This window comes from Mitsuaria sp. WAJ17, assembly GCF_014174515.1.
GTDB lineage: Bacteria > Pseudomonadota > Gammaproteobacteria > Burkholderiales > Burkholderiaceae_C > Roseateles_B.
Genome location: NZ_JACJUG010000010.1, coordinates 49,590 through 71,890, shown reverse-complemented (window position 1 = coordinate 71,890; position 22,301 = coordinate 49,590). Strand labels below are relative to the sequence as shown.

The following is a 22,301-nucleotide window of genomic DNA, read 5'->3' as shown; positions in this document are numbered from 1 at the left end:
TGCTCATCAGCCTTTGCGGGGATAGGCGCCGATGACCTTGTAGAACGCGCACAGGGCGCGCAGCTCGTCCAGGGCGGCGGCCACATTGGGCTCGCTGGGATGGCCGTCCAGGTCGATGTAGAAGTAGTACTCCCACTGGCCTGTGCGGGCCGGGCGGGACTCCAGGCGCGTCATGGACACACCGTGTTTCTTCAGCGGGACGAGCATGTCATGCATGGCGCCGGGCTTGTTGGTCACGGAGACCACGAGGCTGGTGCAGTCGCGGCCGGTGGCCGGCGGCGTAGCCATGGTCTGTGGCAGCGTGATCACGGCAAAGCGTGTGCGGTTGTAGGCCTCGTCCTGGATGGCGTGGGCCACGATGTGCAGACCGAAGAGCGTGGCGGCGCGCTCGCTGGCGATGGCGCAGAACTCGGGGTTCTCGGAGGCCAGGCGGGCGCCCTCGGCATTGCTGGAGACCGCGCGGCGTTCGGCGTCGGGCAGGTGCTTGCTGAGCCAGTTCTGGCACTGGGCCAGGGCCTGCGGATGCGCCAACACGGCCTTGACGCCGTTCAGGCTGTTGTCCTTGCGCAGCAGGTTGTGGCGAATCAGCAGGCTGACCTCGCCGACCACATGCGTGGGCGTGTGCAGGAAGAGGTCCAGGGAGCGGGTGACCACGCCCTCGGTCATGTTCTCCACGCCCACGACGCCGTACTGGGCGCTGCCGCTGGCGGTGGCATGAAAGACCTCGTCGAAGCTGCTGCAGTAGATCAGGTCCGCGGCGCCGCCGAAGTACTCGATGGCGGCCTGTTCGCAGAAGGTGCCCATGGGGCCCAGCACGGCCACGCGCTGCGGCGATTCAAGAGCCAGGCAGGCCGACATGATCTCGCGCCAGATGGCGGCCACATGCTCGTTCTTCAGCGGGCCGGGATTGGCGGCCTGGATCTTGTGGATGACCTGGGCTACGCGGTCCGGGCGGAAGAAGGGCGTACCTTCGCGCCGCTTGAGTTCTCCGACCTGCTCGGCCACATGGGCGCGCTCATTCAGCAGGCGCAGAAGCTGCCCGTCCAGGGCGTCGATCTGGTCGCGCAGGGCCAGCAGGGCCGGGTTGGCAATGGGTGCAGGGGGCTTGTCCTCAGCCATGACGGGTCTCAAAGTCCTTCAGGAAGTCCACGAGGGCATGCACGCCCTCCAGGCTCATCGCGTTGTAGATGGAAGCACGCATGCCGCCCACCGACTTGTGGCCTTTGAGTTGCAGCAGTTGCCTCTCCCGGGCTTCATCCAGGAAGGCTTGATTGAGTTCAGGGGTGTCATGCGCGCCGCGCAGGTAGAAGGGCACGTTCATGCGTGAACGGCAGGCCGGCGCGACGCGATTCTCGAACAGGGTGCTGTGGTCCAGTGCTTGATAGAGCAGGGTGGCCTTGTCGATATTGCGCTGCTCGATGGCAGCCAGGCCGGTCTTGCCGCCGTACTCGAAGCGCTTGAGCCACTGGAACACCAGGCCGGCCACATAGATGGAGAACGTGGGCGGGGTGTTGTACATGGACTGCGCCTCGGCCACGGTCTTGTAGTCGAAGGCCGAGGGGCAGATGGGCAGGGCGCGGCCCAGCAGGTCTTCCCGGATGATGACCAGGGTCAGGCCGGCAGGGCCGATGTTCTTCTGCGCGCCGCCAAAGGCCAGGCCCACGCGGGACCAGTCCACCGGGCGGGATAGCACATGGGAGGAGAAGTCAATGACCAGGGGCGCATCGACGCCCAGGGCCTTCAGGTCGGGCAGCTCGTGGAACTCGAGACCGTCGATGGTCTCGTTGCTGCACAGGTGCACGTAGGCGGCGTCTTGCCGCAGCTGCCATTCGGCCGGCGCAGCAATGGTGCGCTGGCCGTTGGTCTGGGCATCGGCGGCGACTCGGACGTCGGCATAGCGCCTCGCCTCCTGCGCACTCTTGCGGGACCACGAGCCGCTCACCACCACGTCCACCTTGCCGCCTTGCGACAGGTTCAGCGGCACGATGGCATTCTCGGCCAGCCCACCACCCTGCATGAAGAGGATGCGGAACTGGCTGGGCACCGCCAGCAGTTCGCGCAGGTCGGCTTCGGCCTGCTCGCAAATGGAGACGAACTCCTTGCCGCGATGGCTCATCTCCATCACGCTCATGCCAGAGCCGTGCCAGTCCAGCATCTCCTGTGCGACTTGCTGCAGTACCTCCTCCGGGAGGGCGGCGGGTCCGGCAGAGAAATTGAACGGGCGTCGATTCATGGCATGCAGGTGCAGGGGGCGAACGGAAGGTTTACTTCTTGGGCGAGTTCTTGTTGCCGGCCGGGCTGCTTGCTGCGCCGGGCATGGGGACGCCCAGGTGCTTGGCCACGTTCTGCTGCAGCACCTTGAAGCGTGCGTCCAGCGTGGCGCCGTTCTCGGCTAGCAGCTTGTCGCCCAGGGCCTTCTGCATCTCGCCGCCCAACTGACCGAACTTCTTGCTGACCGGCGAATCCAGCCAGGCCAGGATCTGCTTCAGCTCGTCCTCGGTGAACTTCTCTTCCAGGATGGCGCCGACGGTGCTGGGGGCCAGCTTCTGGGCCTTGTCGCGCAGGAAGGGGCCGTTCTCCTCGACGAACTTCTTGACGTCGGCTTCGATGGCCTTGGCCGCGGCCTCGCGCTTGTCAGCGGGCATCTGCTGCAGCATGCCGCCCGCGCCTTGCATCAACTGGGCCACCGGGGCCTGCAGCATGTTGCGGGCCATGATCTCCACGCCCTGCTGCTGATGCTGCAGCACCTTGGCAACCAGTTCCTTCTTGGCCGGCGAGCTGGCCGGAGTGGCGGGGCCCTGGGCCATCGCGACGCTGGCGCAGGCCAGGGTGGTGGCGGCTACGAGCAGCTTCAGTGCGTTCATGCGGGGTGCCTTCACGTTCATTCCTTGTTGGAGTCCTGGTCGTCGGCCGGGCCGGCGCCGACGTCGTCACCGGCATCGCTGCCGGCGTCATTGCTGATTTCGCCGCTGGCTTCGTTGGCATCGTTCTCCACGATGCGCTGCAGGCCGGAGAGCTTGGCGCCGTCGTCCAGCGCGATCAGGGTGACACCCTGGGTGGCGCGGCCCAGCTCGCGGATCTCGGCGACACGGGTGCGCACCAGCACGCCCTTGTCAGTGATCAGCATGATCTCGTCCTCGGGGCGCACCAGCGTGGCGGCGACCACGCGGCCATTGCGCTCACTCTGCTGGATGGCGATCATGCCCTTGGTCCCGCGGCCATGGCGGGTGTACTCGATGATGGAGGTGCGCTTGCCATAGCCGTTTTCGGTGGCGGTCAGCACGCTCTGGCTTTCGTCCTCGGCCACCAGCATGGCGATGAGGCGCTGCTCGGGCTCCAACATCATGCCGCGCACGCCGCGGGCCTGACGGCCCATGGGGCGGACGTCGTCTTCGTCGAAGCGCACGGCCTTGCCGCCGTCGCTGAACAGCATGACGTCGTGCTTGCCGTCGGTCAGGGCTGCGCCGATGAGGAAGTCCCCCTCGTCCAGGTCCACGGCGATGATGCCGGCCTTGCGCGGGTTGCTGAAGTCCTTCAACGAGGTCTTCTTGACGGTGCCCAGGGCAGTGGCCATGAAGATGAAGTGATCCTCAGGGAAGCTGCGGAACTCGCCGGTCAGCGGCAGCACCACGGTGATCTTCTCGTCCTGCTGCAGAGGGAACATGTTCACGATGGGCTTGCCGCGCGAGTTGCGCGAGCCTTGCGGCACTTCCCAGACCTTGAGCCAGTAGACGCGGCCGCGGTTGGAGAAGCACAGGATCCAGTCGTGGGTGTTGGCGATGAAGAGCTGGTCGATCCAGTCGTCGTCCTTGGTGGCGGCGGCCTGCTTGCCTCGACCGCCGCGACGCTGGGCGCGGTATTCGCTGAGGGCCTGACTCTTGATGTAGCCCGTGTGCGAGAGCGTCACCACCATGTCGGTCGGGGTGATCAGGTCTTCGGTGCCCAGCTCCTGCGCGTTGCGCTCGATCACGCTGCGGCGGGCGCCCAGCTTGGTCTGGCCAAACTCCTGGCGCAGCTGGACCAGCTCCTCGCTGATGATGGTGGTCACGCGCGAGGGCGTGGCCAGGATGTGCAGCAGATCGGCGATCTGCGCCATCACGTCCTTGTATTCGCCGACGATCTTGTCCTGCTCCAGGCCGGTCAGTCGCTGCAGGCGCATCTGCAGGATCTCGCTGGCCTGGTCGTCGGAGAGGCGGTAGAGGCCGTCCGGCTGCATGCCGTACTGGGCGGGCAGGCCCTCGGGGCGGTAGGCATTGCGGCCGCCGGTGGTCTCGGTCTCGGCCCGTGCCAGCATCTCGCGCACCAGGGAGGAGTCCCAGCTCTTGGCCATCAGTGCTGCCTTGGCGACAGGCGGGGTCGGCGAGGTCTTGATGGTCTCGATGAACTCGTCAATATTGGCCAGCGCCACCGCCAGGCCTTCCAGCACATGGCCGCGCTCGCGGGCCTTGCGCAGTTCGTACACGGTGCGGCGGGTCACCACCTCGCGACGGTGCTCCAGGAAGACCGTGATCAGGTCCTTCAGGTTGCAGACCTTGGGCTGCCCATCGATCAGGGCAACCATGTTGATGCCGAAGGTGTCCTGGAGCTGGGTCTGCTTGTACAGATTGTTCAGCACGACCTCGGGCACTTCTCCGCGCTTGAGCTCGATCACCACGCGCATGCCGGACTTGTCGGACTCGTCCTGGATGTGGCTGATGCCTTCGATCTTCTTCTCGTGGACCAACTCGGCGATGCGCTCCAGCAGGGTCTTCTTGTTGACCTGGTAGGGGATCTCATCAACGATGATGGCCTGACGGTTGCCGCGGTCGATGTCCTCGAAATGGACCTTGGCGCGCATCACGACCTTGCCGCGGCCGGTGCGGTAGCCCTCACGAACGCCGTTCAGGCCGTAGATGATGCCGGCGGTGGGAAAGTCGGGCGCCGGGATGATCTCCATCAACTCATCGACCGAGCACTCCGGGTTCTTCAGCGCATGCAGGCAGGCATCGACGACTTCGTTAAGGTTATGCGGCGGGATATTGGTGGCCATACCCACCGCAATACCGGCCGAGCCGTTGACCAGCAGATTCGGCAGTCGGGTCGGCAAAACCAGGGGCTCCTTCTCGGAGCCGTCGTAGTTGGGGCCGTAATCGACAGTTTCCTTGTCGATATCCGCAAGCATTTCATGGGCGATTTTGTCCAGGCGGATTTCGGTGTATCGCATCGCCGCGGCGTTGTCGCCGTCGATGGAACCGAAATTGCCCTGACCGTCCACGAGCATATGGCGCAGCGAGAAATCCTGAGCCAGTCGGACGATGGTGTCGTAGACCGCGCTGTCGCCGTGAGGGTGGTACTTACCGATCACGTCGCCGACGATACGGGCCGACTTCTTGTAAGGCCGGTTCCAGTCGTTATTCAGTTCATGCATCGCAAACAGCACCCGGCGATGCACGGGCTTCAAGCCGTCCCGGGCGTCGGGGAGGGCTCGACCCACGATCACGCTCATCGCGTAGTCGAGGTAGGAGCGCCGCATTTCCTCTTCGAGGCTGATGGGCAGGGTTTCCTTGGCGAACTGAGTCATGCGCGTTGCGGCGCCTGGTGCGAACCGGCGCCGAATCTGGTACGGACGGGAAGGGCTGATTCTATGCTGGCTGGCATGTCGCTCTCGCACAACATGGATCCATGGCTTTTGGCAGGTAGGCAGCAGAATGCTGAACGCCCCGGGCGCTATGGCACAATTGCTGAGTCCCTAGTGGAAACCCTTGGCTTTGGCTGGGTGGAGTCTGCTTGGCATTTCAAAGATCCGGACATTTCGCAGGGCAACTGCGTCTTTCCTTGAGAGGATAAACATGAAGAAATTGAACCGTGTGGCGTCGCTCTTCGCAGTGGCTGCTGTCCTGTCGTCTGGTGCCTTCGCCCAGAACGTTGACAACTGGCGCTCGAACGACGGCACCGTGTGGAAGAACGGCAGCAACGAGTACTGCTGGCGCAACAACTTCTGGACGCCCGCCACCGCCGCCAAGGATTGCGACGGCGCACTGAAGCCGGAAGTCAAGAAGCCTGTAGAGGCGGTCAAGCCTGTGGCTCCGACGCCCGCCGTGGAGCCTGCCAAGCCCGTGGCTCCGGTGGCTCCCCCAGTGGTCCAAAGCGAGAAGGTCACCTTCGCCGCTGATGCCTTCTTCGATTTCGACAAGGCTGTGCTGAAGCCCGAAGGCAAGGCCAAGCTGGATGACCTGGTGTCCAAGACCTCGGGTATCAACTTGGAAGTGATCGTTGCCGTCGGCCACACCGACAGCGTCGGTTCCGACGAGTACAACCAGAAGCTGTCGGTGCGTCGCGCTGAAGCCGTGAAGGCCTATCTGGTCTCCAAGGGCATCGAGAAGAACCGCGTCTACACCGAAGGCAAGGGCGAGAAGCAGCCTGTGGCCGACAACAAGACCACCGAAGGCCGCGCCAAGAACCGTCGCGTGGAAATCGAAGTGGTCGGCACCCGCGCCAAGAAGTAATCCAGTCCTCAGCCTCGGCTGATGCCTGAAGAGAATCCCCGCCTTGGCGGGGTTTTTTTATGCCCTTGCGGGGTCTTCTGCTTGGCCTGCTTGTTGTCGTGTGGGGCTTGCGCGCCTGACAGGCTGTCGCTCCTGCTGCTGGGCTTGTTTTGTGGCCCTCAGGCTCTTGCGGGCAAAGAAAAAGGCGCCCGAAGGCGCCTTTTTCTCGCATGCCGAGCCGGCGCTTAGACGCGCTTGCGGTACTCGTTGGTGCGGGTGTCGATTTCAATCTTGTCGCCGTTTTCGACGAACAGGGGCACGGGGATCTCGAAACCGGTGCCCTTCACGCGGGCGGGCTTCATGACCTTGCCGGAGGTGTCGCCCTTGACGGCGGGCTCGGTCTCGATCTCGCGCACGACGGTGGTGGGCAGCTCGACGGAGATGGCCTTGCCATCATAGAACACCACTTCGACGCCCATGTTGTCGTCGAGGTAGTTCAGGGCGTCGCCCATATTCTCGGCTTCGACTTCGAACTGGTTGTACTCGGTGTCCATGAACACATACATCGGATCAGCGAAGTAGGTGTAGGTGCACTCCTTCTTGTCCAGGATGATCTGGTCCATCTTGTCGTCGGCCTTGAAGACGACTTCAGCGCCTGCGCCGTTCAGCAGGTTCTTCATCTTCATGCGCACAGTGGCGGCGCCGCGGCCGCCGCGGCTGTATTCGGTCTTCAGAACGACCATCGGGTCCTTGCCCTGCATGATCACGTTGCCGGCGCGGATTTCCTGAGCGAGTTTCATGGTGTTGTCTTGCTGATGTCTTGATGGGATGCGCTGTTTCGAGCGCTGTCTTGAGCAATCTTCTGAGCGATCCTGTTGTGATCGCCAGCGTGTGACCGCCAACGCTGGGCGATGCTGAAACCGTGCCCACGGAAGGCTCGACCCTTGCATCGCAGCTCGCGCACCCGGGACTCCAGACAAGAGGCTAAAGGCAGGGTCAACGCGGCAAAGCTGCCTATTCTAGCTCGAAGTGGCCCGACGAGGCCGCGGTCCGCCCGCTCACCGCAGCAGGAAATCCTGCAATTGCGTCACAAGGTCGATCTGCGTCAACAGTTCGGAGCGCCAGGATCGGAAGACCTCGGTCGCGGGCGCCAGTGCCGGCGGCCGCAGCGCGCCGCTGGCCTCAGCCTCGGCATCCAGGCCGTTCCAGGCCCTCCACAAGGCCTGCCAGGCTCGCCGCTGCGCAGGTGTCATGCCGACGAAGGCGCGGTCCATGAAGGCTTGCAGCTTGGCCTCGTGGGCGCCGTCATCCTGTGGGTAGATGTGCCAGACGAAGGGCCGCCCGGCCCACTGGGCGCGCACGAAGGAGTCCTCGCCGCGCACCAGGTTGAGGTCGCAGGCGCTCAGCAGGCGGTCGAAGTCGTCCTGGTGCATGAAGGGGAGGTGCTGCACCCTCAGGCCTTCCGGCAGGGCATTCGCAGCCTGCAGGGTCTGGAGCATGCGGCTGCCGGGGCCGGGGCAGGCCAGAACCAGGGTCGGGGTGTCGGCCAGGCCTCGCATCAGGCGGGGCAGTGCGGGGTTGTCGTAGCAGAAGAGGCTGACCAGGCGCTCGCCGGCCTTGGGCGAGACGCCCTGCCGGGCCAGCCATGGCTGATGATCGGCAGCGTCCAGTGCTTCGATCAGTCCGGGTTCTCGCAGCAGGCCGCCCGTGCGGGTCGTGAAGCCGGGGTAGAAGAAAAACTTCTCCAGCCCTGCGGCCGGGCCCTGCCACTGCGGCGATCGAAGGCCATGGCTGCGCTCCACGTAGTCTTCAGCGCTGAGGTATTCCAGGTTGACCCACTGCGGTGTCGGTGTGGCCGCGGCCATGCGCGCCTTCACGGCATCGGGCAACTCGCATCCGAAGGCCTCGATCACGACGCCGCCGGGCCGTGCCTCGAAGTGCAGGGCAGCCTCGTCCCAGGCCATGAGCTGGACGGCCTCAAGGCCGGCGGGGTCTGCCATCCACTGCAGGGGCCGGGCATCGTCGATCCACAGCCTGACTTGATGGCCGCGCCGCGCAAGGTCCTGGCACAGGCGCCAGCAGACGCCGGCATCGCCGTAGTTGTCGATGACGCGGCAGAACACGTCCCAGGCTCTTGAATCCATCGGGGCATTATCGGCGGCGGCACAATCGCGCCCATGAGCAAGAAGACGCCGGGTCCCGTGACGAGCACAGAACTGCCAGAGAGCATCGCCAGGCCTGCGGAGGCGGGCATGTCAGTGTCGGGCCAGGCGGCATCCGGGGCGCCCTCGGCGCTGGGCGAGGCACAGATCTCGGCCTGGGCCGAGGAGCGCGAGGCAGTGGAGCGAGCGGAGGCCCAGCGCGTGGCCGAGGTCGAGGCCGCGGCACTGGTCGTGCGGGATCGGGTGCTGGCTGAGGTCGCTGCCCTGCCGGGGCTGCCGGGCGTCTACCGGTACTTCGATGCGCAAGACCAGGTGCTGTACGTCGGCAAGGCCAAGAACCTGAAGAAGCGGGTGTCCAGCTATTTCCAGAAGAACCATGGCGGGACCCGCATTGGCCTCATGGTGGCCCGCATCGCACGGCTGGAGACCACGGTGGTGCGCACCGAAGCCGAGGCCCTGCTGCTGGAAAACAACCTGATCAAGGCGCTGAACCCACGCTTCAACATCCTCTTCCGGGATGACAAGAGCTATCCCTATCTGCGCCTCAGCGCCCATGCTTATCCGCGGGTGAGCTACTACCGCGGCGGCGTGGATCGCCGGCATCGCTACTTCGGGCCGTATCCAAGTGCATGGGCGGTCAAGGAATCGATACAGCTGATTCAAAAGGTATTCCGGCTGCGCACCTGTGAAGACACGGTCTTCAACAACCGCAGCCGGCCTTGCCTGCTGTTCCAGATCCGCCGCTGCTCTGGGCCCTGCGTCCCCGAGAACCAGGGTGAGGCCTACGCGCGCGATGTGCGCAATGCCGAGCGCTTCCTGCTGGGCGAGACAGACGAGGTGCTGCAGGGCCTGCAGGTGCAGATGATGGCCTATGCCGAGGCCTTGCAGTATGAGCAGGCTGCCGACGTGCGCAACCAGATCTCGGCCCTATCCCGGGTACTGCAGCAGCAGGCCGTGGACGAAAGCAGTGCGACCGGTCGGGACCGTGATGTCGATGTGCTGGCGGTCAAGGTCCAGGGCGGGCGGGCCTGCGTCAACATGGCCATGGTACGCGGTGGGCGCCACCTCGGTGACCGCGCCTTCTTTCCCAAGCATGTGGAGGAGGGCACGCAGCTCTTTGTCGAGGATGAGGCGGAAGAGCTCGACGGCGGCGGTGCGGCAGCGACCCGTCCCAGCCCCGAGCGGCAGGTCCTGGAGGCCTTCATGGCCCAGCACTACCTGGAGGCCGCCGTGCCGTCGCTGATCGTCGTCAGCGAGGCAGTGGACGAGGGCCTGGCTGCTGCGCTGAGTGCCCAGCAGGGCGCCAGGGTCACCGTGCAGGCGCAACCCCGCGGCCAGCGCCGCATCTGGCAGGAGATGTGCATCAAGGGGGCTGAGCTGGCCCTTGCCCGTCTGCTATCGGAGGAGGGCTCCCAGCAGGCACGCACCCGCGCCCTGGTCGAGGCCTTGGATCTCAATGTGGCGGACCTGGAGGCATTTCGCGTCGAGTGCTTCGACATCAGCCATACCGCGGGCGAGGCCACGCAGGCGTCCTGCGTCGTCTTCCAGGGGCATCAGATGGTCAGCAGCGAATACCGCCGCTACAACATCGAGGGCATCACCGGCGGCGATGACTACGCCGCGATGCGCCAGGTGCTCACACGCCGTTACGCCAAGCTCGCCGAGGCTGTTCAACTGGGCACGGGGCGCATGCCGGACCTGGTGCTGGTCGATGGCGGCAAGGGGCAGATCTCCATGGCGCGTGAAGTGTTCGAGGAACTCGGGCTGGACCTCGGTCTGCTGGCCGGCGTCGAGAAAGGCGAGGGCCGCAAGGTCGGTCTGGAGGAGTTGGTGTTTGCCGATGGCCGCGAAAAAGTCTATCTGGGTCGCGACTCGGCGGCCCTGATGCTGGTGGCGCAGATCCGGGACGAGGCCCATCGCTTCGCCATCACCGGCATGCGAGCCAAGCGTGCGGCCGTGCGCACGGGTGGCTCGCGCCTGGAAGACGTGCCTGGAGTGGGCCCCAAGAAGCGCGCCCAGCTGCTTCAACGCTTCGGCGGTGTACGCGGTGTGGCTGCGGCCAGCGTCGAGGATATCGCCAGCGTCAAGGGCATCTCGCGTGAACTTGCCGAGGAAATCTATCGTGTCCTGCATTGACAAGTCGTCGCGCCCCCGTGCAGGGGCTGCCTATTTCCTGCCCGGCCACCGTTGCGTAGCGGGCTCAGGCCTGGCCCTGCTGCTGGCGCTGTCAGGCTGCAGCAATTCGCCCACCTCGGCACCCCACTCGGCGCCCGGTGCCACGCCCTCCCCGGGCGCGTCGGCGTCCCCCTCTCCCGCCAAGGGCGGCGGTGCGCCGACTTCGTCCGTGCCGGACAAGGGCGGGGCAGGGGGGCAGGTCTCGCTGGGGCCGCCCAGGACGCCGCGTTCCCATGCGGAGCTGCGGCGCCAGGCGGCGCAGCGCCTGGTTGCTGCCAACCCTGATCGCAGCTACATGGGCACGGTGCCGGAGGTGCTGCTGGCCATCCCTGTGCTCGAGGTGGAGCTGACGGTCGATGGCCATGTGCGGCACATCAAGGTCCTTCGCAAGCCCGGGCAGGCGCTGGACACCGTGCAACTGGCCATGGATGCCGTGCACCGCGCTGCTCCCTTTGGCAACGTCTCGGCACTGCCCAAGCCCTGGGTCTTCAGCGAGACCTTCCTCTTCAATGACCAGCGCAAATTCAAGCCACGAACGCTGGATGAATGAGCGCAGCATCACAGCAACAACGTACAGGCCTGAAGGCCGTTCGGGCTCGTGCACAATGCGCCCATGTTTCTGACCCTGCCAACCTTGCTGACCTGGGCGCGCATCGTCGCGATTCCGCTGATCGTCGGCGTGTTCTACCTGGACATCGAGCCGGGGCACCAGAACCTCTTTGCCACTTCGCTGTTTGTGCTGGTCGCCCTGACTGACTGGCTGGACGGCTACCTGGCCCGCAAGCTGAACCAGACCTCCTCATTCGGGGCCTTCCTGGATCCGGTGGCCGACAAGTTCCTGGTCTGCGCCGCTTTGCTGATCCTGCTGGAGCTGGGGCGGGTCAATGCCCTGGTGGCACTGGTCATCATCGGCCGTGAGATCGCCATCTCCGCCCTGCGCGAATGGATGGCCCAGATCGGCGCCTCGCGAAGTGTCGCGGTCCACATGGTGGGCAAGCTCAAGACGACCGTGCAGATGGTCGCCATCCCCTTCCTGCTGTACGACGGTCGGCTTTTCGGCCTCATTCCCACACGTGTCTGGGGAACCTGGCTGATCCTGGCCGCCGTGGTGCTCACGATCTGGTCCATGGTCTATTACCTGCAGAAGGCCGTGCCGGAGATCCGCGCCAAGGCGCGCTGAGGGCTTGGCTTTCCTGGAGGCTCCCGCCCTGTCCCGCAAGCAGGGTGCATGGGTTCTCGAGCGCCGGACCGCCGCGGCCTGCAAGGGCCTGACATCCGGGCTTGTACCCGTCCGGGCGGCCGGCTGATTCGGTCTAGAATCCGCTTCCCCAATGGACGCTTGCTGCCAATGCGGCACCGGCTCCGGGCGGGCGTTGTGCATCCAGCAGGGCATCCATCAGGACTTCCCGCGGGGCTTCCAGCAGGGCGCCAACAGGGCATTCATTGCGAGCGCCTGCGCGTCCAAGCATGTTGTTGAGGGGTAGGTTTGTGAACAAGTCTGAATTGATCGAACACATTGCCAAGCAGGCCGACATCTCCAAGGCCGCCGCCGCCCGTGCGCTGGAAGCCATGATCGGCGGCGTGAAGACCACGCTCAAGAAAAACGGCACGGTTTCTCTGGTAGGCTTCGGCACCTTCAGCGTGACCAAGCGCGCTGCGCGCAGCGGACGCAACCCTCGCACCGGTGACACGATCAAGATCAAGTCTGCCAAGGTGCCGAAGTTCCGTCCCGGCAAGGCGCTCAAGGACGCGGTGAACTGAATTCCTTTCTTTGCGGGTGCTTAGCTCAGTTGGTAGAGCGCTTCCCTTACACGGAAGATGTCAGCGGTTCGAGCCCGTTAGCACCCACCAGTTCCTACACCCATGATTCGCACTGCGCGGTGCGTGTCGGTGGTGCGGGATAGAATGCCACGCAGCAAAGGCGAACTCCGGTTCGCCTTTGTCGCAATTGATGCGGCCTTTGTCAGGCCCTGTGATCCGCCAGTACGGGGTGCCCGTCTTCGGCCCTTCCGAGGTTTTGAATGTTTGATTTCGTCCGCAAGCACAACCGTCTGTTCCAGCTGATCCTGCTGGTCCTGATCCTGCCGTCTTTTGTGGCCCTGGGGGTCAATGGCTACAGCAACTTCATGGATGGCAGCAATGCCGCGGTGGCTCAGGTTGACGGCCAGAAGATCACCCGCGCCGAGTGGGATGCTGCGCATCGCCAGCAATCCGAGCGCCTGCGCCAGCAACAGCCCAATCTGGATCCCAAGCTACTGGACTCGGCCGAGGCACGCCAGCAGTCGCTGGACAACCTCGTCCTGGATCGTGTACTGCAGGCCGCAGTGCGCAAGCAGCACTGGCAGGTCTCGGACGAGCAACTCAAGCATGTCTTCCTGACGGATCCGCAGTTCGCGGCGCTGCGCCAACCTGATGGATCGCTGAATGCTGCCCTCCTGGCCTCGCAAGGTATGAACGGTCCGATGTTCGAGCGCCGCCTGCGCGACAACATGGCCCAGGAGCAGGTCCTGCGTGGCGTGATGAACTCCGCCATCGGGGGGGGCACGCTGTCGGCCCAAGCCTTCGATGCCTTCTTCCAGCGACGCGAAGTGCGCCTGCTGACCCTGAGCCCGGCCGAGTTCGCTGCCCAGGTGAAGCCCACGGATGGCGATGTGGATGCCTATTTCAAGGATCCGGCCAACGCCAGCAAGTTCCAGCTGCCCGAGGTGGCCCAGATCGAGTACGTGGTCCTGGATGCCGAGGCCCTGAAGGCCGGCGTCACGGTGGCCGAGAAGGACCTGAAGGACTACTACGAGCAGAACCGTAACCGCTACACCGTCGCTGAAGAGCGCCGCGCCAGTCACATTCTGATCAAGGTCGATAAGTCGGCGCCTGAGGCCGAAAAGGCCAAGGCCCGAGCCCGCGTCGAGGAGCTGCTCGCCCAGGTGCAGAAGGCGCCGGCCAGCTTTGCCGAAGTGGCCCGCAAGAACTCGCAGGACGAAGGTTCGGCCAGCCGTGGTGGTGATCTGGACTTCTTCCCGCGCAGCAATGCCATGGTCGAACCCTTTGCAGCTGCGGCCTATGCGCTCAAGCCGGGTGAGATCAGCAAGGTCGTGGAGACCGAGTATGGCTTCCACATCATCCAGTTGACCGCCGTGCGCGGTGGCGACACCAAGTCCTTCGACAGCGTCCGCTCGGAGATCGAGAACGAGGTCCGCAAGCAGCTGGCCCAGAAGCGCTATGCCGAATTGGCCGAGACCTTCAGCAATACCGTCTACGAGCAGTCGGACAGCCTGAAGCCGATCGCCGAAAAGCTCGGCCTGAGCATTCGCAGTGCCCAGGTTCAGCGCAAGCCCTCGGCGGATGCGCAAGGGCCGCTCGCCTCGACGAAGCTGTTGGATCATGTGTTCAGCAAGGACTCGCTGCAGAACAAGCGCAACACAGAGGCCGTCGAGTTTGGTCCGAGCCAACTGGTCGCCGCCCATGTGACCGAATACAAGCCTGCCCGCATGCCGGCCTTTGACGATGTGAAGGCCCAAGTGACGCAGTTGCTGGTGGCCCGCCAGGCCGCCGCCTTGGCGGTGAAGGCGGGCACTGAGAAGCTCGCGGCCTTGAAGGCCTCGGCCGACCCGACGGCGCTGCCGGAGGTCCAGACGGTGTCCCGCATGCAGCCCGGCAAGCTGTCGCCCAAGGTGCTCAAGGCGGTCCTGCAAGCCGACGCCGGCAAGCTGCCCAGCTTTGTGGGGCTTGAGGCGGGCGAGGGTAGCTATGTAATCGCTGCGGTGACGCAGGTGCTGCCGCGCGAGGGGCAGATGGCCGATCCCGCGCGTGCCGCGCAGCAGTACGCCAAGGCCTGGAGTGCGGCTGAAGCCAACGCCTACTACAAAGCGCTGAAGGTTCAGCTCAAGACCACCATCAAGGCGCCGGCTGCCGCAGCATCCGCTGCTTCGTCCAACTGATTTTCGGCGGTTTGAAAAAGTTTTCCGAAAACTCTTCCCAAGCGGGTGAAATACTGCTTATAATCTAAGGCTTCACCGGTGGCTGTAGCTCAGTTGGTAGAGTCCCAGATTGTGATTCTGGTTGTCGTGGGTTCGAGTCCCATCAGCCACCCCACCGGATAAAAGCGAACGGCGGCAAGAATTCAGGTTCTTGTCGCCGTTTTGTTTTGGTGCTTCGGTTTTTCTCCTGGTGGTTGTCCTGTCTAGGCTTGATATGGCTTGGCAAAAGTGACAGCAAGGGTCAGCCGCAAGGGCGAAGGGGCAGTGGCCAAAAAGCAAAGGCGCCCTAGGCGCCTTGTGCAGTGGATATCGACGGGTTTGACTGCGCAGGGCTGAAGGTCAGACCAGGCCTTGCTTGCTGGCCAGCACGGCAGCTTCTGCACGGCTGGAGACGTTCAGCTTCTTGTAGATGCTCTTGATGTGGTCATTGACGGTGAACCACTTGATGCCCATCAGGTTGGCGATTTCCTTGATGGTGAAGCCCTTGCTCAGATAGGTGAGCACTTCGTTCTCGCGCGGAGTCAGGCGCTCCCACTCGGGGGCTGGGTCCAGGGCCACGGTGCGGCTGTTGGAGAAGCCGCCAGGGCTGGTCAGGGCGCCGAAACCTGAATTCAGCCCCATGGGTCCGCTGTCACCGCTGGCGCCAGGACGGAAGTGGGACAGCAGGCGACGCGCAATGGCCGGCGACAGCGGAGGCTGGCCGCGCACAATGCGCTGCAGCTCTTCCACCAGGACCTCGAAGCGGTCTTCTTTCAGCAGGTAGCCATCCGCGCCGCACTGCAGGGCAGGGAAGAGATGGTCGTCATCGGAGTACAGCGTGGTGACGATTTTGATGGCCGGGCTGTTGGCAATCTCGGCCAGCAGCTCCATGCCATTACCGTCTGGCAGCTCCAGGTCAACGAGGACCAGACGGAAGCCCTGTTCCGGCGGCAGGGAGGCCACGCGGGCCAACTGCTTGCGAGCGCCTTCCAGGTCGCCTGCTTCGACGAGTTCCATGGTGTCGCTGAAGCTTTCCCTCACCACGCGGCAAAGGAAGCTGCGGGCAACGGGGTTGTCTTCGAGGATGAGTACTTTGACGGCCATGGTCCGAGGGGCTCAGAAGATCTGCATCCTAGCGCACCGGACTCTCGAACAAAGCCCCTGAAAGCGGGGAGTCGACAAGCAGTCGTTTCCGGCTCGCGAAAGGCGCTCGCAGCCGAATGGGCCCTGCCCATGCGGTCTTTCGGGCGCCACGTTGCGTCAGTGATCGTTGAGCAGCAGCACCTTGCCCGTCACCTGGCGAGACTGCATGCGTTCGAAAGCGGCAGGAAGCTCGCGCATGGAGAAGCGCTGGTCGATCACGGGTGTGATGCGCCCGTCGAGGTGCAGGTGCACGAGATCACCCAGCATGACGGCATTACGCTGAGGTTCCCGCTTGGCAAACTCGCCCCAGAAGACACCGACCAGTGACGCGCCCTTGAGCAGGCAGAGGTTCAGGGGTAGGGCAGGAATCTGCCCCTGCGCAAAGCCCACGACCAGGTGCCTTCCGCGCCAGGCGATGGAGCGGAAGGCTGCTTCGCTGAGTTCGCCGCCCACGGGGTCGTAGATGAGGTCGGGCCCGCGTCCCCCTGTCAACTCTTTCAGGGTGGTTCGCAGGTCCTGGCTGGAGAGGTCGATGACGTGGTCGGCACCGATGTCCAGGCAGCGCTGGCATTTTCCAGCACTGGAGGCTGCGGCGATCACGCTTGCGCCAGCAGCCTTGGCCAGCTGGATGGCCGCGGTGCCTACGCCGCCTGCGGCGCCCAGCACCAGCACGGTCTCGCCGGCCTGCAGCTGGCCGCGGTCCATCAAGGCGTGCTGGCTCGTGGCATAGGTGCAGATGAAGGCGGCGGCCATGTCCAGGTCGAAGCCGTCCGGCAAGGGCAGGAGCAGGGCAGCGCTGATGCAGGCATGGGTGGCGAAGGCGCCGGTGCCGCTGAAGCCGGCAACGCGGGTGCCGGCGTGCAGGTGGCGCACGCCGGCACCCACGGCCTCCACGATGCCCGAGAACTCGGCGCCGGGCACGAAGGGCAGCGGCGGGCGCATCTGGTACTTGCCTTGCAAGATCAACAGGTCCGGGAAGTTCAGGCTGGCGGCGTGGATCCTGACGCGGACTTCCCCAGGGCTCGGCTCGGGCAGGGCCTGCGGCTCCCATCGCAGGGTCTGGACGCCGGCGGCGTCGGGGCTGATCCAGGCTTGCATGACGGTCTCCTTGTTGTCGGCTCGCGGGGCGGGAGCGGCATCGGTGTGCTAGCTCTCGGCTAGCGGTGCATGCTAGGGGCAAGTCGTGCGCCATGGCGTCACCCGCGTGACGCAAGTCAAGCCCGTGCCAGCACCGACCCGAAGCGGAGCGCCGCTCAATAGAATCGCGCCATGCGGATTCTCATTTCCAACGACGACGGCTACCTGGCTCCCGGCCTTGCAGCCTTGGTGAAGGCCTGCGAGGGCTTGGGGCAGATCGATGTCATCGCGCCTGAGCAGAATGCTTCTGGGACCTCCAATGCCCTGACCCTGTCCCGGCCGTTGTCGGTCTATACCGCAGCCAACGGTTTTCGCTATGTCAATGGCACGCCCTCGGACTGCGTCCACCTGGCCCTGACCGGTGTGCTGGGCTACCGGCCCGACCTGGTGCTCTCCGGCATCAACAACGGGGCGAACATGGGCGATGACACGCTCTATTCCGGCACGGTGGCGGCAGCCACGGAGGGCTATCTCTTCGGTATTCCGTCCGTCGCCTTCTCGCAGGCGGACAAGGGCTGGGCGCATCTCGACGCCGCAGCCGCCATGGCCCGTTCCCTGGTGGAGCAGCTCGTTGCGGGCGGGCTCGGCGAGCCCTTCCTGCTGAACGTCAATGTGCCCAACCGCGCCGACGCAGCGTCCCTGCCGCGGAGCCTGACGCGCCTGGGTCGGCGCCATGCCAGCGAGCCCCTCATTCACCAGTTGAACCCGCGTGGCGAGTTCATGTACTGGATAGGCCCGGCAGGCGATGCGCGCGAGGCGGGCGAGGGCACGGACTTCCATGCCTGCGCCAATGGCAGGGTGTCCATCACGCCGCTGCAGATCGACCTCACCGACCATGCCTGCCTGCCACACTGGCGCCAGCGCCTGGCGGGAGCGCAGCAGTGAACGCAGGCACGCCCAAGCCGCGCCGCTTTCCGCTGGGCCTGGAGCAGGTCCAGGCGAAGCCGTCCGCGCCCGCCCGTGAGCTGCTGCGCCCGCAGGCGCACCTGCACATGGCGGCTGCAGATGCTGCGCGGCTGCAGGTGCCCCAGGGCCTTGGGCTGGACTCCGTCGGCGTGCGTCAACGCATGGTGCAGCGCCTGCAGCGTGAAGGCCTGAGGGATGAGCGCGTGCTCCAGGCCCTTGTCGAGGTGCCGCGCCATGAGTTCGTCGATAGCGCACTGGCAATCCAGGCCTACGAGGACACCAGCCTGCCCATCGGCCATGGTCAGACCATTTCCAAGCCATCGGTCGTGGGGCGCATGCTGGCCCTGCTGCTGGCTGGTGAGGGGGCGCGCCAGCAGGGGCGCCTGGGCCGTGTGCTGGAGATCGGCACCGGCTGCGGCTACCAGGCCGCGGTGCTCGCCCGCCTGGCCCGTCAGGTGGTGAGCATCGAGCGGCTCAGGCCCTTGCATGACAAGGCCGTGGACACGCTGGCGCGCCTGCAGGTGCCAGGTCTGAAGCTCATCCATGGCGACGGGCGCCTGGGCGATGCGGGGGCGGCTCCTTACGATGCCATCATTGCAGCCGCAGGCGGCGAAGACCTGCCGCCCGCCTGGTTGGCTCAATTGGCGCCTGGCGGGCGTCTGGTCGCGCCCATGCAGGCGCCCGGTGGCAAGGGGCAGGTGCTGGTGGTCGTCGATCACGTGCGGGATGCGAGCGGTCAACGTTTTGTTCGTACCCAGCACGAGGCAGTGCTTTTCGTGCCCCTAAAATCCGGCGTCATGTGAGGGCGAGGCTTCGCCCTGTGATGTCGTCCCGCCTTGGCGGGCTTTCAGGGTGATTGCAAGAACATGTCTTTCCAACTCCGCCCACTGTCGCTCGTGCAGACGCCGTTGATGTCCCTCGGGGGGCGCCTGCGCGGCGTCGCAGCCTTGGGCTTGCTGGGCCTGCTGGTGGCTTGCGCCGTTCCGCCGCACCGCGCGCCAGTGGAGGATCGCAGCACCGGTTCTGCCGGCAAGTCCGCCGCCTCCACGCCTGCGTCCTCGACCACCGGTGCCGTGCCCGCCGTGGATCCCAAGCTCCTTCCCGGTGCCGAGAACGCCGGCAAGCCTGGCTACTACACGGTCAAGCAGGGCGACACGCTGATCCGCATCGCGCTGGACAATGGCCAGAACTGGCGTGATCTCGTCAAATGGAACAACCTGCCCAACGCCAACCTGATCGAAGTGGGTCAGGTCTTGCGCGTGATGGCTCCGGGCGCCAATCCCGTGGTGAGCACCAAGCCGGTGAACACGGCCAAGGTCGAGACCCGACCCCTGGATGGCAAGCCACCCGCTGTCGCGACTGCGGCTTCAGTCGGGGGCTCGGCGCCTTCGTCCGCGGCGGCCTCGTCCGCGCCTGCCAGCGCCCCGGCTTCCGCAGCCTCGTCCAGCGTGCCTGCCGCCGGCGTGCCTGCCGCCCGGGGTTCCGAGGACGAGGTCGCCTGGGCCTGGCCCGTGCCTGGTGCGGTGATCCAGTCCTTTGACGACAGCCGCAACAAGGGCGTGGATCTCGGCGGCAAGGCTGGCGACGCCGTGCTTGCCGCGGCCAGCGGGCGTGTCATGTACGTGGGCTCGTCCCTGCGTGGTTACGGGAACGCCATCATCGTCAAGCACGCGAATGACTACCTCAGCGTCTATGCGCATAATCAGACCATGCTCGTGAAGGAGGACCAACTGGTCCACCGCGGTCAGAAAATTGCCGAGATGGGGTCAAGCGATGCCGATCAGGTCAAGCTTCATTTCGAAGTCCGCAAGAGTGGCAAGCCCCTGGATCCCGCCAAGGTGCTGCCACCGCGCTGAACACGCCTAGCACAAGGGGCTGATCATGGAGAATCCTCTGGAATCCGCCCCCGAACTGCCGCGCCTGCCGCTGAACGGCGCCCCGGGCCTGGCCGATGAAAGCTCAGTACCTGATGATGCCGATGAAGCGGATGAGGCGGACGGTGTGCGTCCCCCCGATCTGCTGGCCCAGGGTGACGTCGAGCTGGGCAATGCCCTGCAAGCCTATCTTCGCGACATCCGGCGCACGCCATTGCTGACGCCTCAGCAGGAGTTCGATACCGCCATGCGGGCGCGGGCGGGCAGCTTCGAGGCCCGCCAGGCCATGATCGAGCACAACCTTCGCCTTGTCGTGAGCATTGCGAAGAACTACTTGGGCCGAGGCCTGCCGATGAGCGACCTCATCGAGGAGGGCAATCTGGGCCTGATGCATGCCATCGGCAAATTCGAGCCCGAGCGCGGCTTCCGCTTCTCGACCTATGCCAGTTGGTGGATCCGCCAGGGCATCGAGCGCGCCCTGATGCACCAGGCCCGACTGGTGCGTCTGCCCGTGCATATCGTGCGCGAACTCAACCAGGTGCTCAAGGCGCGCCGCGCGCTCGAGGCCCTGGCCAGTCAGAAGGGCGCCGAGGCGCAGGTCCGGGCCGATGAAATCGCCCATCTGCTCAATCGCCCGGTGGGCGAGATCAATGAGCTGCTGGCCTACGCCGAGCTGCCCAGCTCGCTGGATCTGCCCGTGGATCGTGGCAACGAGGGCGGCGAGGCCATGGTGGACCTGGTCGCCGACGAGCAGTCGCCCGACCCCATGGGCTCGCGCCTCAACCATGAGATCGAGGACCTCTTGGCGCATGGCCTGGCCTCGCTCAGCGAACGCGAGCGCGAGGTGCTGTCAGGCCGCTACGGCCTGGCGGACCGCGAGCCGGAGACCCTGGACGTGCTGGCGCAGCGTCTGGGCCTGACGCGCGAACGCATCCGGCAGATCCAGATCGAGGCCCTCACCAAGCTCAAGCGCAACATGATGCGGCACGGCATCAACCGCGACGCCATCTTCTGAGGGCTCCAGCCCGGGCTCCCCAGTCGGTATCGCCGGCCCTGGGATAATCGGCCCATGACGCAACAATCAGAATGGCTCAAGGTCGAGTCCCTGGACATCGAGGCGCAGGGCATCGCCCACAACAGCGAAGGCAAGGTGGTCTTCATCGAGGGCGCACTGCCTGGTGAAGAGGTGCAAGTCACCGTCGGCCGCAAGAAGAACAACTGGGAGCAGGGCAGCCTCGTCGCCCTGCGCCGCGAAAGCTCGCAACGGGTGACACCGGGCTGCCCGCACTTCGGCCTGCATGCCGGCGCCTGCGGTGGTTGCAAGATGCAGCACCTGCACGTCGCGGCCCAGGTGGCCGTGAAGCAGCGGGTGGTCGAGGACAACCTCTGGCACCTGGGCAAGGTCAAGGCCGAGCGCCTGCTGCGCCCCATCGAAGGGCCGGCTTGGGGCTACCGATACCGTGCGCGCTTGTCGGTGCGCTATGTCGCGAAGAAGGGCGAGGTGCTGGTGGGTTTCCACGAGCGCAAGAGCCGCTACATCGCCGACATGCAGCAGTGCCGCATCCTCCCGCAAAAGGTGAGCGACCTGCTGATGCCCCTGCGGGCCCTGATCGCCAGCATGGATGAGCGCGACCGCCTGCCGCAGATCGAGCTGGCCATGGGTGATGTGGATGGGCGGCAGATCACCGCCCTGGTACTGCGCCACCTCGAACCGCTGGGCGAGCCCGACAAGCAGCGCCTGCGCGATTTCGCCGCGCAGCACGAGGTGCAGTGGTGGCTGCAGCCCAAGGGCCCGGACACTGTCCGGCTCATGGACGACGGCGGCGCCGAGCTGGCCTACACACTGCCCGAGTTCGGCATCCTGATGCCCTTCAAGCCCACGGACTTTACCCAGGTCAATCACCACATCAATACCGTGCTGGTGGGGCGCGCGCTGCGCCTGCTGGAGGTGCACAAGGATGAACGTGTGATTGACTGGTTCTGCGGGCTCGGCAACTTCACGCTGCCGCTGGCCACGCAGGCGCGCGAGGTGCTGGGCATCGAGGGCAGCGAGGCGCTGGTGCAGCGCTCGCGTGAGAATGCCCGGCGCAACAAGCTGGACCACAAGACCCGCTTTGTGGCACGCAATCTCTTCGAGATGACGCCCGCCATGCTGGTGGCTGATGGCGATGCTGATCGCTGGCTGGTGGACCCGCCTCGGGAGGGCGCCTTCGCCCTGGTCAAGGCCCTGGCAGACCTCTGCGCGGATCCCAGCCTGGCACCGGGCTGGCAGCCGCCACGGCGCATCGTGTATGTGTCCTGCAATCCGGCCACACTGGCGCGCGATGCGGGTCTGCTGGTCAATGTGGGCGGCTACCGCTGCACGGCGGCCAGTGCGGTGAACATGTTCCCGCATACGGCCCATGTGGAGAGCATCGCCGTCTTTGAGCGCTGAGCCGCGGCGCCAGTGCCAAGAAAAAGGGCTCCGATATCGGTGATATCGGA

The 22,301-nt window shown here is 65.2% G+C and carries 19 protein-coding genes and 2 tRNA genes; 13 read left to right on the top strand and 8 right to left on the bottom strand.

From position 1 onward, the window contains the following. Positions 1 to 6: 6 nt before the first annotated feature. From pheA to gyrA, 4 genes are read right to left on the bottom strand one after another with little or no spacing between them, the layout of a single operon-like run. Positions 7 to 1,119: a prephenate dehydratase gene (gene pheA / locus H5407_RS10200; RefSeq protein ID WP_183104338.1), complete on the bottom strand. Its 1,113-nt coding sequence runs from the start codon at positions 1,117 to 1,119 to the stop codon at positions 7 to 9. Further along, complete coding sequence (gene serC / locus H5407_RS10195) at positions 1,112 to 2,233, bottom strand: 3-phosphoserine/phosphohydroxythreonine transaminase (protein ID WP_183104337.1); 1,122 nt, start codon at positions 2,231 to 2,233, stop codon at positions 1,112 to 1,114. The genes pheA and serC overlap by 8 nt, the downstream gene beginning before the upstream one ends. A gap of 31 nt (positions 2,234 to 2,264) precedes the next feature. Further along, the gene (locus tag H5407_RS10190) at positions 2,265 to 2,864 is read right to left on the bottom strand and encodes a DUF2059 domain-containing protein (RefSeq protein ID WP_255501179.1); all 600 of its coding nucleotides are present in this window, start codon (positions 2,862 to 2,864) and stop codon (positions 2,265 to 2,267) included. A 17-nt stretch (positions 2,865 to 2,881) separates the two neighbouring features. Then, positions 2,882 to 5,560: a DNA gyrase subunit A gene (gyrA, locus tag H5407_RS10185; protein ID WP_183104336.1), complete on the bottom strand. Its 2,679-nt coding sequence runs from the start codon at positions 5,558 to 5,560 to the stop codon at positions 2,882 to 2,884. Between the two features lie 268 nt (positions 5,561 to 5,828). Here gyrA and ompA point away from each other — a divergent pair, with 268 nt between their 5' ends. Then, positions 5,829 to 6,485 (top strand): outer membrane protein OmpA, encoded by a 657-nt coding sequence (gene ompA, locus H5407_RS10180; RefSeq protein WP_183104335.1) that lies wholly within the window; start codon positions 5,829 to 5,831, stop codon positions 6,483 to 6,485. A gap of 224 nt (positions 6,486 to 6,709) precedes the next feature. Here the strand turns inward: ompA and efp are convergent, their stop codons facing one another. Beyond that, complete coding sequence (efp, locus tag H5407_RS10175; protein WP_183104334.1) at positions 6,710 to 7,264, bottom strand: elongation factor P; 555 nt, start codon at positions 7,262 to 7,264, stop codon at positions 6,710 to 6,712. Between the two features lie 258 nt (positions 7,265 to 7,522). Then, complete coding sequence (gene earP / locus H5407_RS10170) at positions 7,523 to 8,608, bottom strand: elongation factor P maturation arginine rhamnosyltransferase EarP (RefSeq protein WP_183104333.1); 1,086 nt, start codon at positions 8,606 to 8,608, stop codon at positions 7,523 to 7,525. A gap of 33 nt (positions 8,609 to 8,641) precedes the next feature. Here earP and uvrC point away from each other — a divergent pair, with 33 nt between their 5' ends. From uvrC to H5407_RS10135, 7 genes are all read left to right on the top strand, one after another. Then, positions 8,642 to 10,762, top strand: coding sequence for an excinuclease ABC subunit UvrC (gene uvrC / locus H5407_RS10165; protein WP_255501178.1), 2,121 nt, complete (start codon positions 8,642 to 8,644; stop codon positions 10,760 to 10,762). Further along, positions 10,749 to 11,351 carry a hypothetical protein gene (locus tag H5407_RS10160; protein ID WP_310737636.1) on the top strand — a complete coding sequence of 201 codons (603 nt, stop codon included), beginning with the start codon at positions 10,749 to 10,751 and terminating at the stop codon, positions 11,349 to 11,351. The genes uvrC and H5407_RS10160 overlap by 14 nt, the downstream gene beginning before the upstream one ends. A 63-nt stretch (positions 11,352 to 11,414) precedes the next feature. Then, on the top strand, positions 11,415 to 11,981 hold the full coding sequence (gene pgsA / locus H5407_RS10155; protein ID WP_183104332.1) for a CDP-diacylglycerol--glycerol-3-phosphate 3-phosphatidyltransferase: 567 nt from the start codon (positions 11,415 to 11,417) through the stop codon (positions 11,979 to 11,981). A gap of 308 nt (positions 11,982 to 12,289) precedes the next feature. After that, the gene (locus tag H5407_RS10150; protein WP_183104331.1) at positions 12,290 to 12,562 is read left to right on the top strand and encodes an HU family DNA-binding protein; all 273 of its coding nucleotides are present in this window, start codon (positions 12,290 to 12,292) and stop codon (positions 12,560 to 12,562) included. A gap of 14 nt (positions 12,563 to 12,576) precedes the next feature. After that, positions 12,577 to 12,652 (top strand) — tRNA-Val (locus H5407_RS10145). Positions 12,653 to 12,822: 170 nt separating this feature from the next. Beyond that, entirely contained in the window at positions 12,823 to 14,739 is a 1,917-nt protein-coding gene (locus H5407_RS10140) for a SurA N-terminal domain-containing protein (protein ID WP_183104330.1), read from the top strand. A 78-nt stretch (positions 14,740 to 14,817) separates the two neighbouring features. After that, a tRNA-His gene (locus tag H5407_RS10135) sits at positions 14,818 to 14,893 on the top strand. 224 nt (positions 14,894 to 15,117) lie between these two features. Here H5407_RS10135 and H5407_RS10130 read toward each other — a convergent pair. Both H5407_RS10130 and H5407_RS10125 read right to left on the bottom strand, forming a co-directional pair. Then, the gene (locus H5407_RS10130; RefSeq protein ID WP_183104329.1) at positions 15,118 to 15,861 is read right to left on the bottom strand and encodes a response regulator transcription factor; all 744 of its coding nucleotides are present in this window, start codon (positions 15,859 to 15,861) and stop codon (positions 15,118 to 15,120) included. Between the two features lie 156 nt (positions 15,862 to 16,017). Further along, complete coding sequence (locus H5407_RS10125; RefSeq protein ID WP_183104328.1) at positions 16,018 to 16,998, bottom strand: NADPH:quinone oxidoreductase family protein; 981 nt, start codon at positions 16,996 to 16,998, stop codon at positions 16,018 to 16,020. A 171-nt stretch (positions 16,999 to 17,169) separates the two neighbouring features. On the opposite strand from H5407_RS10125, the gene surE reads away from it, so the two are divergent. From surE to rlmD, 5 genes are all read left to right on the top strand, one after another. Continuing rightward, entirely contained in the window at positions 17,170 to 17,922 is a 753-nt protein-coding gene (gene surE / locus H5407_RS10120; RefSeq protein WP_183104327.1) for a 5'/3'-nucleotidase SurE, read from the top strand. Continuing rightward, positions 17,919 to 18,746 (top strand): protein-L-isoaspartate(D-aspartate) O-methyltransferase, encoded by an 828-nt coding sequence (locus tag H5407_RS10115; protein WP_310737635.1) that lies wholly within the window; start codon positions 17,919 to 17,921, stop codon positions 18,744 to 18,746. The genes surE and H5407_RS10115 overlap by 4 nt, the downstream gene beginning before the upstream one ends. 108 nt (positions 18,747 to 18,854) lie before the next feature. Next, a complete protein-coding gene (locus tag H5407_RS10110; RefSeq protein ID WP_183104422.1) occupies positions 18,855 to 19,799 on the top strand; it encodes a peptidoglycan DD-metalloendopeptidase family protein in 945 nt (314 codons plus the stop codon). A gap of 25 nt (positions 19,800 to 19,824) precedes the next feature. Continuing rightward, a complete protein-coding gene (gene rpoS / locus H5407_RS10105) occupies positions 19,825 to 20,832 on the top strand; it encodes an RNA polymerase sigma factor RpoS (RefSeq protein ID WP_183104326.1) in 1,008 nt (335 codons plus the stop codon). Positions 20,833 to 20,886: 54 nt separating this feature from the next. Then, the gene (rlmD, locus tag H5407_RS10100) at positions 20,887 to 22,251 is read left to right on the top strand and encodes a 23S rRNA (uracil(1939)-C(5))-methyltransferase RlmD (RefSeq protein ID WP_183104325.1); all 1,365 of its coding nucleotides are present in this window, start codon (positions 20,887 to 20,889) and stop codon (positions 22,249 to 22,251) included. The last annotated feature ends 50 nt before the right edge of the window (positions 22,252 to 22,301 follow it).

Bases quoted from the DNA above. Each gene is read 5' to 3' on its own strand.
- pheA (WP_183104338.1), bottom strand. From the start codon at position 1,119: ATGGCTGAGGACAAGCCCCCTGCACCCATTGCCAACCCGGCCCTGCTG.
- serC (WP_183104337.1), bottom strand. From the start codon at position 2,233: ATGAATCGACGCCCGTTCAATTTCTCTGCCGGACCCGCCGCCCTCCCG.
- H5407_RS10190 (WP_255501179.1), bottom strand. From the start codon at position 2,864: ATGAACGCACTGAAGCTGCTCGTAGCCGCCACCACCCTGGCCTGCGCC.
- gyrA (WP_183104336.1), bottom strand. From the start codon at position 5,560: ATGACTCAGTTCGCCAAGGAAACCCTGCCCATCAGCCTCGAAGAGGAA.
- ompA (WP_183104335.1), top strand. From the start codon at position 5,829: ATGAAGAAATTGAACCGTGTGGCGTCGCTCTTCGCAGTGGCTGCTGTC.
- efp (WP_183104334.1), bottom strand. From the start codon at position 7,264: ATGAAACTCGCTCAGGAAATCCGCGCCGGCAACGTGATCATGCAGGGC.
- earP (WP_183104333.1), bottom strand. From the start codon at position 8,608: ATGGATTCAAGAGCCTGGGACGTGTTCTGCCGCGTCATCGACAACTAC.
- uvrC (WP_255501178.1), top strand. From the start codon at position 8,642: ATGAGCAAGAAGACGCCGGGTCCCGTGACGAGCACAGAACTGCCAGAG.
- pgsA (WP_183104332.1), top strand. From the start codon at position 11,415: ATGTTTCTGACCCTGCCAACCTTGCTGACCTGGGCGCGCATCGTCGCG.
- H5407_RS10140 (WP_183104330.1), top strand. From the start codon at position 12,823: ATGTTTGATTTCGTCCGCAAGCACAACCGTCTGTTCCAGCTGATCCTG.
- H5407_RS10130 (WP_183104329.1), bottom strand. From the start codon at position 15,861: ATGGCCGTCAAAGTACTCATCCTCGAAGACAACCCCGTTGCCCGCAGC.
- H5407_RS10125 (WP_183104328.1), bottom strand. From the start codon at position 16,998: ATGCAAGCCTGGATCAGCCCCGACGCCGCCGGCGTCCAGACCCTGCGA.
- surE (WP_183104327.1), top strand. From the start codon at position 17,170: ATGCGGATTCTCATTTCCAACGACGACGGCTACCTGGCTCCCGGCCTT.
- H5407_RS10110 (WP_183104422.1), top strand. From the start codon at position 18,855: ATGTCCCTCGGGGGGCGCCTGCGCGGCGTCGCAGCCTTGGGCTTGCTG.
- rpoS (WP_183104326.1), top strand. From the start codon at position 19,825: ATGGAGAATCCTCTGGAATCCGCCCCCGAACTGCCGCGCCTGCCGCTG.
- rlmD (WP_183104325.1), top strand. From the start codon at position 20,887: ATGACGCAACAATCAGAATGGCTCAAGGTCGAGTCCCTGGACATCGAG.